10 protein-coding genes are annotated in these 8,627 nt (G+C 74.3%); 7 read left to right on the top strand and 3 right to left on the bottom strand.

Translation table 11 applies throughout. The features are described from left to right. Both GFJ45_RS17075 and GFJ45_RS07215 read right to left on the bottom strand, forming a co-directional pair. Window positions 1-90: acyl-CoA carboxylase epsilon subunit (locus tag GFJ45_RS17075; RefSeq protein WP_407670382.1), on the bottom strand; the 90-nt coding region annotated here is incomplete at its 3' end. A gap of 71 nt (window positions 91-161) precedes the next feature. Then, window positions 162-1,757 (bottom strand): acyl-CoA carboxylase subunit beta, encoded by a 1,596-nt coding sequence (locus GFJ45_RS07215; RefSeq protein ID WP_153395638.1) that lies wholly within the window; start codon window positions 1,755-1,757, stop codon window positions 162-164. A gap of 23 nt (window positions 1,758-1,780) precedes the next feature. Here GFJ45_RS07215 and GFJ45_RS07210 point away from each other — a divergent pair, with 23 nt between their 5' ends. From GFJ45_RS07210 to GFJ45_RS07195, 4 genes are read left to right on the top strand one after another with little or no spacing between them, the layout of a single operon-like run. Continuing rightward, window positions 1,781-2,545, top strand: a complete 765-nt coding sequence (locus tag GFJ45_RS07210) for a biotin--[acetyl-CoA-carboxylase] ligase (protein ID WP_153395636.1) — start codon at window positions 1,781-1,783, stop codon at window positions 2,543-2,545. Further along, on the top strand, window positions 2,538-3,341 hold the full coding sequence (locus GFJ45_RS07205; RefSeq protein WP_153395634.1) for an enoyl-CoA hydratase/isomerase family protein: 804 nt from the start codon (window positions 2,538-2,540) through the stop codon (window positions 3,339-3,341). The genes GFJ45_RS07210 and GFJ45_RS07205 overlap by 8 nt, the downstream gene beginning before the upstream one ends. Window positions 3,342-3,366: 25 nt before the next feature. Next, a complete protein-coding gene (locus GFJ45_RS07200; protein WP_153395632.1) occupies window positions 3,367-4,053 on the top strand; it encodes a response regulator transcription factor in 687 nt (228 codons plus the stop codon). A gap of 12 nt (window positions 4,054-4,065) precedes the next feature. Beyond that, entirely contained in the window at window positions 4,066-5,130 is a 1,065-nt protein-coding gene (locus GFJ45_RS07195; protein WP_228386640.1) for a sensor histidine kinase, read from the top strand. Here the strand turns inward: GFJ45_RS07195 and GFJ45_RS07190 are convergent. Beyond that, a complete protein-coding gene (locus GFJ45_RS07190) occupies window positions 5,103-5,711 on the bottom strand; it encodes a GtrA family protein (protein ID WP_228386639.1) in 609 nt (202 codons plus the stop codon). The two genes, GFJ45_RS07195 and GFJ45_RS07190, sit on opposite strands and share 28 nt — an antisense overlap. 42 nt (window positions 5,712-5,753) lie before the next feature. On the opposite strand from GFJ45_RS07190, the gene GFJ45_RS07185 reads away from it, so the two are divergent. Genes GFJ45_RS07185 through GFJ45_RS07175 form a run of 3 tightly spaced genes read left to right on the top strand, consistent with a single transcriptional unit; the run spans window position 5,754 to window position 8,620 of the window. After that, the gene (locus tag GFJ45_RS07185; RefSeq protein WP_407670381.1) at window positions 5,754-7,019 is read left to right on the top strand and encodes a 5-(carboxyamino)imidazole ribonucleotide synthase; all 1,266 of its coding nucleotides are present in this window, start codon (window positions 5,754-5,756) and stop codon (window positions 7,017-7,019) included. Beyond that, complete coding sequence (gene purE, locus GFJ45_RS07180; protein ID WP_153395630.1) at window positions 7,012-7,551, top strand: 5-(carboxyamino)imidazole ribonucleotide mutase; 540 nt, start codon at window positions 7,012-7,014, stop codon at window positions 7,549-7,551. The genes GFJ45_RS07185 and purE overlap by 8 nt, the downstream gene beginning before the upstream one ends. A 49-nt stretch (window positions 7,552-7,600) precedes the next feature. Then, a complete protein-coding gene (locus GFJ45_RS07175; protein ID WP_153395628.1) occupies window positions 7,601-8,620 on the top strand; it encodes an LLM class F420-dependent oxidoreductase in 1,020 nt (339 codons plus the stop codon). Window positions 8,621-8,627 lie beyond the last annotated feature (7 nt).

The following is an 8,627-nucleotide window of genomic DNA, read 5'->3' as shown; positions in this document are numbered from 1 at the left end:
GTCGGCGGCGGTCGCCGAGGCGGCCGCCGAGGCGGCCGCGAGCACAGTCACCAGCGCGGCAGTCTCCTCCGGTGTCGGGTTGCCGCGCACGACGCGGATCGCGGCCTCGGCGGTCGCGGGGGCAACGGGCGGCTGGTCGCGCTGGCCGGACTGGTCGGTGCTCACAGCGGGATGTTCCCGTGCTTGCGCGGCGCCCGCTCGGCACGCTTGCTGCGCAGCGTCCGCAGCGCCTGGATGACCTTGGTCCGGGTGTGCGAGGGCGGGATGACCGCGTCGACGTAGCCACGCTCGGCCGCGACGTAGGGGTTGGCCAGGGTGTCCTCGTACTCCTGGATCCGGCGGGCACGCTCGGCCTCGACGTCGCCGCCGGCGTCGGCCACCTCCTGCAGCTGCTTGCGGTAGAGGATGTTGGCCGCGCCCTGGGCGCCCATCACCGCGATCTGGGCGGTGGGCCAGGCGAAGTTCATGTCGGCGCCCAGGTGCTTGGAGCCCATCACGTCGTAGGCGCCCCCGTAGGCCTTGCGGGTGATCACCGTCACCAGCGGGACGGTGGCCTCGGCATAGGCGTACAGCAGCTTGGCCCCGCGCCGGATGATGCCGCCCCACTCCTGGTCGGTGCCGGGCAGGAAGCCCGGGACGTCGACGAAGGTCAGGATCGGGACGTTGAAGGCGTCACAGGTGCGCACGAACCGAGCGGCCTTCTCCGAGGCCGCGATGTCCAGCGTGCCGGCGAACTGCATCGGCTGGTTGGCCACGATCCCGACGGCGTGGCCCTCCACGCGCCCGAACCCGACGACGATGTTGGGGGCGTAGAGCTCCTGGACCTCCAGGAAGTCGCCGTTGTCGAGGACGTGGCGCACCACGGCCTTCATGTCGTAGGGGGTGTTGGCCGAGTCCGGGACCAGCGTGTCCAGCTCCTCGTCCTCGGCGGTGACCACCAGCTCGGCGTCGGCCTCGAAGACCGGCGGGTCCTCCATGTTGTTCTGCGGCAGGTGGGCCAGCAGGTCCTTGACGTAGTCGATGGCGTCGGTCTCGTCGGAGGCCATGTAGTGGGCCACGCCGGACTTGCTGTTGTGGCTGCGCGCGCCGCCGAGCTCCTCGAACGTCACGCTCTCGCCGGTGACGGTCTTGATGACGTCGGGCCCGGTGATGAACATGTGCGAGGTCTGGTCGACCATGACGACGAAGTCGGTGATGGCGGGGGAGTAGACCGCCCCGCCGGCGCAGGGACCCATCACCAGCGAGATCTGCGGGATCACGCCGGAGGCGTGCACGTTGCGCTTGAAGATCTCGGCGTAGAGGCCGAGCGCCACCACGCCCTCCTGGATCCGGGCGCCGCCGGAGTCGTTGATGCCGATCACGGGGCAGCCGACCTTCATCGCCAGGTCCATGACCTTCACGATCTTCTCGCCGAAGACCTCGCCCAGCGAGCCGCCGAAGACGGTGAAGTCCTGGGCGAAGACGGCGACCGGCCGGTCGTCGATGGTGCCGTAGCCGGTGACCACCCCGTCGCCGTAGGGCCGGTTGGTGTCCTGGCCGAAGTTGGTGGACCGGTGCCGTGCCAGCTCGTCCAGCTCGACGAAGGATCCCTCGTCGAGCAGCTCGTCGATCCGTTCCCTGGCGGTCCGCTTGCCCTTGGCGTGCTGCTTCTCCACCGCCCGGGCCGAGCCCGCGTGCACCGCTTCGTCGATCCGCCGGTAGTAGTCGGCCAGCCGGCCGGCGGTCGTCCGCATGTCGGGTGTGGCCTCCTCGGTCATGGGACACAACCTAGCCTTGCCGGGTGGTCGCGATCAGGTGGGCCCGCCCGGAGTGGCACGAGAACACCGACTCCACCCAGCTGCTGGCGCTGCAGGACCCGCGGCCCGGCCGGGTCGTGGTGGCGCGTCACCAGCGCGCCGGCCAAGGACGCCGGGGGCGCGTCTGGACCGCCCCGCCGGGGACGGCGCTGGCGGTGAGCGCGGTGGTCCCGGCCCCGCCGCCCCCCGACCTGCCGTGGCTGCCGCTGGTCGCCGGCCTCGCCGTCGCCCGCGCGGTGGGGGAGGGCGCGCACGCCGTCCCCGCCCGGCTGAAGTGGCCCAACGACCTGCTGCTGCAGGACCCGGCGGACGGGCAGTGGCGCAAGGCCTGCGGTGTGCTCGCCCAGGTCGTCCCCGGGCGCGTCGTCGTGGGGGCCGGCCTGAACGTGCGTCAGCGGCGTGCGGAGCTGCCGGTGCCGACCGCGCTGTCCTGGGCGCTGGCGCGGGGCGCCGAGGAGCTGCCGCGAGCGGAGGAGGTCGCCTGGCTGGGCCGCTACCTGGACCACCTGGCCGCCGGGCTGGCCGACCTGCCGGCCGCCCGGGAGGGCTACCAGGGGTACTGCGACACGCTCGGGCAGCAGGTGCGCGTCGAGCTGCCCGGTGGCGCGGTGCGGGAGGGGACCGCACTGGGGCTGGGGCCCGACGGCAGTCTGCGGGTGCGGGGCAGCGACGGTGGCGTGAGCATCCACCACGTGGGCGACGTGGTCCACGTCCGGGCGGCGGGCCGCTACCCTGCCGGGCATGACTGAGCCGCAGGCCCCGGCGTTGCTGCAGGTGCGCCGCCACGGCGACGGCGAGCACGTCGCCGAGCTGGTGCTGGACCGCCCGGAGGCGATGAACGCCGTCTCCACCGCGCTGGCCCGGGAGCTGGCCGCGACCACCCGCGAGCTGGCCGAGGACCCTGGCGTGCGGGCGGTCGTGGTGACCAGCAGCCACCCGCGGGCGTTCTGCGTGGGCGCCGACCTGAAGGAGCGCAACGCCCTCACCGACGAGGAGCTGGTCCGGCACCGCACGGTGGCCCGGGCCGGCTACGGCGGGGTGCTGGCGCTGCCGGTGCCGGCGGTCGCGGCCGTCGACGGGTTCGCCCTCGGCGGTGGGCTGGAGATCGCGCTGTCCTGCGACCTGATCATCGCCGGTGAGGAGGCCACTGTCGGCCTGCCGGAGGTGTCGGTCGGCGTCATCCCCGGCGCGGGCGGCACCCAGCTGCTCACCCGCCGCGTCGGCTGGTCCCGGGCCGCCTCGCTCATCTTCACCGCCCGGCGGCTCGGCGCGGCCGAGGCCGCCGGGCTCGGGGTCGTCGACGAGCTGGTGGCTGCCGGGAGCGCCCGGGAGCGGGCGCTGCAGCTGGCCGGCGAGATCGCGGCGCACTCCCCGGTCGGGCTGCGCAACGCCAAGAAGGCGATGCGGCTGGGGGCCGGCACCGACCTCGCGGCAGGGCTGGAGATCGAGGACGCGTGCTGGCGCGCGACCGCCTTCTCCGGGGACCGCCGGGAGGGCGTCGCGGCGTTCGTGGAGAAGCGGTCGGCATGCTGGCCCGGCGAGTGACCCGAGGACTCGTATAGTCATGGCCATGACGCGGGTGCTGCTGGCCGAGGACGACGAGAACATCTCCGAACCGCTGGCGCGTGCCCTCCGGCGGGAGGGTTACGACGTCGACGTGCAGGGCGACGGGCTGAAGGCCCTGGAGTCGGCGCGGGCCACGATGCCGGACCTCGTGGTGCTCGACCTCGGGCTTCCGCACCTGGACGGCTTGGAGGTGTGCCGCCAGATGCGCCAGGACGGCGTGGAGAGTCCGGTGCTCATCCTCACCGCGCGCGGCGACGAGGTGGACACCGTCGTCGGCCTGGACGCCGGCGCCGACGACTACGTCACCAAGCCGTTCCGGCTCGCCGAGCTGCTGGCCCGGGTGCGGGCGCTGCTGCGGCGGGGCACCGAGGGCCGCGAGAGCGGCAACGGTGACCGGCCGGTCACGATCGACACCAACGCCCGTCGCGCCTTCTTCAACGGCCAGGAGCTGCAGCTGACCGCCAAGGAGTTCGACCTGCTGCGCGTGCTGATGCGCGAGGAGGGCAGCGTCGTCTCCCGCGAGGAGCTGATGCGCGAGGTCTGGGACAGCGCCTGGTACGGCTCCACCAAGACCCTGGACATGCACGTGTCCGTGCTGCGCCGCAAGCTCGGTGACGACGCGGCCGACCCCAAGCACATCGTGACGGTGCGCGGGGTGGGGTTCCGGTTCGAGAACTCGCCCGAGTCCTAGCACGGGGCCGGCGTGGACACCGAGCTGCGGCGGCTGGCCACGCGGGTGTCGGTCGCCACAGCGATCAGCTGCATCTCGGTGGTGGGCGGTGCCGGTCTGGTGCTCGTCGCCCAGCAGCGCGAGCGGCTGCTCGAGGACGGTGGGCCGCTCCCGACGCCCGTGCTCGTCCTCATCGGGCTGGTCGCGCTCGGGTTGGCCGCCCTGGCGCCGTGGGTGGTCACCCGGGCGCTGGTGCCGCCCCACGCCGAGCGCCTCGTCATCCCCATGCGGCAGCTGGCGCAGCGGGCCGAGGAGTTCGGCGGCGGCGGCTACGGCCTGGAGCCCGGCGGCGGCGCCGCCGAGGTCGACCCGGTGCCGCTGGAGTCCGGCATCCCCGAGATCGACAGCGTCGCCCGCATCCTGGACCGCAACTCCCGCTCGCTGGCGCGGGCGCTGACCGCCGAGCGTTCCTTCGCCGCCGACGCCTCCCACCAGCTCCGCACCCCGCTGGCGGCGCTGCTGCTGCGGCTGGAGGAGATCGCCGAGGCCGACGACGTCGCCGTGGCCCGGGAGGAGGCGGCGCTGGCGATCGCGCAGACCGAGCGGCTCGCCGGCGTCGTCGACGAGCTGCTGCACCGCACCCGCGCCGGGCACGCCGACGGTGGCCGCTCGGTCTCCCTCGACACCGTGCTGAACACGCTGCAGCAGGAGTGGCAGCCCGCGTTCACCGACGCCGGGCGGCGGCTGACGGTCACCATGGAGCGCGGCATGATCGTGCGCTCCAGCGCCTCGGCGATCTCACAGATCCTCAACACCCTGGTCGAGAACTCCCTGGTCCACGGCAGCGGGGCCGTGACGGTGGCCGCGCGGCGCAGCGGACCGTCGGCGGTGCTGCAGGTCTCCGACGAGGGGCCGGGAATCCCCGACGAGCTGGCCCGGCGGATCTTCGAGCGGGCGGTGACCAGCGGCGACGGCACCGGGCTGGGGCTCGGCGTGGCCCGGGACAACGCGGAGTCGTTCGGGGGGCGGCTGGAGCTGGTCCAGCCCCGCCAGCCGGTGCTGTTCGCGCTCTACGTGTCGATGGCGCCGGCCCGCTGAGAGCGGGCGCTGGCGTCGTCCGTGCCCGAGCGGCCGTGGCCGGCCGGCGGCTCCTCGCGGTCCCGGTGGTGCAGCAGCGGCACCTCGATGTCGGCCAGCGCGTCGCCGCGGAAGACGAACCTGCGGTAGGCCCAGAACCGGAACAGGGTCCCCAGCACCAGCCCGACACCGTTGGCGCTGACGTTGTCCGCGAGCTGGCTGTCCAGCCCCAGCAGGTAGCGGCTCACCCCCAGGCAGGCCAGCGCGATCCCCAGGCCCAGGGCGTTGAACATCACGAACAGGGCGAACTCCCGGGTGCGCTGCGCCCGTCGCCGGCGCCGGAAGGTCCAGTACCGGTTGCCCAGCCAGGCCACGACCGTGCCGGCCGCGACCGAGGCGGCCTTGGCCCGCAGCGGGACGTCGTACCACGCGCCGACCCCGTCACCGGGCACCCCGAAGACCAGCAGGTTGTAGACGGTCAGGTCGACCACGAAGGCCACCAGCCCGACCGTCCCGAACTTAGCCGCCTCCCGGACCAGCACCTCCAGCGTGTCCCGCAGCCGGTCGAGCAGACCGGGCCGGCGCACGTCGGGGGAGGTCACCGGGGCAGTGTATGTCTGCCGAGGCCAGTAGGCTGGGCGGCCGTGAGCCACCCTGCGACGCACACCGACCGGTCCACGGCCCTTCCGGCCCCCTCCTCGGCGGCACCCCGGCTGGCCCCGGTGCGCGCCGAGGGCGGCTTCCCCGTCGTCGGCATCATCGGCGGCGGCCAGCTGGCCCGGATGTGCCAGCCGCCGGCGGTCGCGCTCTCCCTCACCCTCTCGGTGCTGGCCGAGTCCGAGACCGCCTCGGCGGCGCTGGTGGTGCCGCACAGCCCGGTCGGCAGCCACGCCGACCTCGCAGCCGTGCGGGAGTTCGCCGCCGGCTGCGACGTGGTGACCTTCGACCACGAGCACGTGCCGCCGGCGGTGCTGCAGGCCCTGGAGGCCGACGGGGTCGCGCTGCACCCGCGCCCGGCCGCGCTGCGGCACGCCCAGGACAAGCTGGTGATGCGGGAGCGGCTCACCGCGATGGGGATCCCCTGCCCGCGGTGGGTGCAGGCCCGCACCGCCGAGGAGGTCGCCGCGTTCGGCGGGCAGGTGGGCTGGCCGCTGGTCGCCAAGACGCCCCGCGGTGGCTATGACGGCAAGGGCGTGCGCGTCGTGCACGCGGTGGAGGAGCTGACCGACTGGCTCGCCGACGCGGGGCGGCCCGAGAGCCCCGCGCTCGCCGACGGGCTGCTGCTGGAGGAGGCGGTGCCGTTCACCCGCGAGCTGGCGGTGATGGTGGCCCGCAGCCCCAGCGGCCAGGCCGCCGCCTGGCCGGTTGTGGAGACCGTGCAGACCGGTGGCGTCTGCACCCAGGTGCTCGCGCCCGCCCCGGGCCTCGACCCCGACCTGGCCGCGGCCGCCACCGAGGGCGCGCTGCGCATCGCCGGCGAGCTCGACGTCACCGGGGTGATGGCCGTCGAGCTGTTCGAGGTGGGCGAGGGCGAGCACAGCCGCTACCTGGTCAACGAGCTGGCGATGCGGCCGCACAACAGCGGCCACTGGACCATCGAGGGCTCGGTGACCAGCCAGTTCGAGCAGCACCTGCGCGCGGTGCTCGACCTGCCGCTGGGCGCGACCTCGGCCCGGGACCAGTGGACCGTGATGGCCAACGTGCTCGGCGGGGAGCACCCGGACCTGTACCCGACCTACCGGCACCTGATGGCGCGCGATCCGGGGCTGCGGGTGCACCTCTACGGCAAGGGGGTGCGCCCGGGCCGCAAGCTGGGCCACGTCACCGTCTACGGTGACGGCCCGCTGACCGGACTGCGGGAGCGCGCCCAGCACGCCGCCGACTACCTGCAGGGAGTCGTCGATGAGTGAGCCGGGCGCGGCCGCCGCCCCCCGGGTGGGCCTGGTCATGGGCAGCGACAGCGACTGGCCGGTGATGGAGCAGGCGGCGCTGGTGCTGGAGGAGCTCGGGGTGGGCTACGAGGCCGACGTGGTCTCCGCCCACCGGATGCCGACCGAGATGATCGAGTACGGCCGCCGCGCCGAGGAGCGCGGGCTGCGGGTCATCGTCGCCGGTGCCGGCGGCGCGGCCCACCTGCCGGGCATGCTGGCCTCGGTCACGGTGCTGCCGGTCGTCGGGGTCCCGGTGCCGCTGCAGCACCTGGACGGGATGGACTCGCTGCTGTCGATCGTGCAGATGCCGGCCGGCATCCCGGTCGCGACGGTGTCGGTGGCCGGCGCCCGCAACGCCGGCCTGCTGGCCGCGCGCATCCTCGGCGCCGGGGACGGGGAGGAGGCTCTCGCGCTGCGGCGACGGCTGGCCGGGTTCGCCGAGGAGCTGCGGGCGCAGGCCCACGCCAAGGGGGAGCGGCTCCGGGCCCGCACCCGCGACACCGCCGGCTGAGGCCACCGGCGACGCCGTGGCGCCGTGGCGCGGTGGCTACGGTGGGCGCATGCGCTTCGGGATGTTCGTGCCGCAGGGCTGGCGGATGGACCTGGCCGGGATCGAGCCCGACCGGCAGTGGCCGGTCATGGCCGACCTGGCCCGCCGGGCCGACCGGGGAGGGGTGTGGGAGTCGATCTGGGTCTACGACCACTTCCACACCGTCCCCGAGCCCAGCCAGGAGGCCACCCACGAGGCGTGGACGCTGATGGCCGCGTTCGCGGCGGTGACCGAGCGGGTCCGGCTGGGCCAGATGTGCACCTGCGTGAGCTACCGGCAGCCGACCCACCTGGCGAAGGTGGCCGCGACCGTGGACGCGGTCAGCGGTGGCCGGCTGGAGATGGGCATCGGCGCCGGCTGGTACGAGCACGAGTGGCGGGCCTACGGCTACGGCTTCCCCCGTGCCGGCGAGCGGCTGGCCCGGCTGCGCGAGGGCGTCGACATCCTCCGGCAGATGTGGACCACCGGCGCCGCCACGCTGGAGGGTCGCCATTACCAGGTGGACGGGGCGCGGTGCTGGCCGCGGCCGCTGCAGGGCAGCACCCACCCGGGGTCGGCGGCCAACGGCATCCCGATCTGGGTCGCCGGCGGCGGGGAGCGCAAGACGCTGCGGATCGCGGCCGAGTACGCCGACTACACCAACTTCTCCGGTGACCCGGAGACCTTCCGCCACAAGTCGGAGGTGCTGCGCGGCCACTGCCAGGACGTCGGCCGTGACCCGGACTCGATCGTGCGCTCGGCCGACTACAACGTGGTCATCGGCGAGACCGAGGCGGACGTGGCGGACCGGCTCGGGTGGCTCCGGCAGCACGCGATCGACTGCGGGCGCACCGAGCAGCAGGCCGACGAGGCGGTCGCCACCGCCCGCCGGCAGCCGCTGGTGGGCACCCCGGAGCAGGTGGTGGAGGGGCTGCGCGAGCTGGAAGGGCTCGGGATGGGCTATGCGATCACCTACTTCGCCGAGGCCGCCTACGACACCTCCGGCATCGAGCTGTTCGAGCAGCAGGTCGTGCCCGAGCTCGCGAAGTAGGCTGCCG

Origin of the sequence: Ornithinicoccus halotolerans, from assembly GCF_009602535.1 — a bacterium.
GTDB lineage: Bacteria > Actinomycetota > Actinomycetes > Actinomycetales > Dermatophilaceae > Ornithinicoccus > Ornithinicoccus halotolerans.
Note: the sequence above shows the minus strand (reverse complement) of the source record. Positions and strands in the feature narration are given on the sequence as shown.

Excerpts from the sequence above, each read along its gene's own strand:
- GFJ45_RS07215 (WP_153395638.1), bottom strand. The coding sequence starts at position 1,757 with ATGACCGAGGAGGCCACACCCGACATGCGGACGACCGCCGGCCGGCTG.
- GFJ45_RS07205 (WP_153395634.1), top strand. The coding sequence starts at position 2,538 with ATGACTGAGCCGCAGGCCCCGGCGTTGCTGCAGGTGCGCCGCCACGGC.
- GFJ45_RS07200 (WP_153395632.1), top strand. The coding sequence starts at position 3,367 with ATGACGCGGGTGCTGCTGGCCGAGGACGACGAGAACATCTCCGAACCG.
- purE (WP_153395630.1), top strand. The coding sequence starts at position 7,012 with ATGAGTGAGCCGGGCGCGGCCGCCGCCCCCCGGGTGGGCCTGGTCATG.
- GFJ45_RS07175 (WP_153395628.1), top strand. The coding sequence starts at position 7,601 with ATGCGCTTCGGGATGTTCGTGCCGCAGGGCTGGCGGATGGACCTGGCC.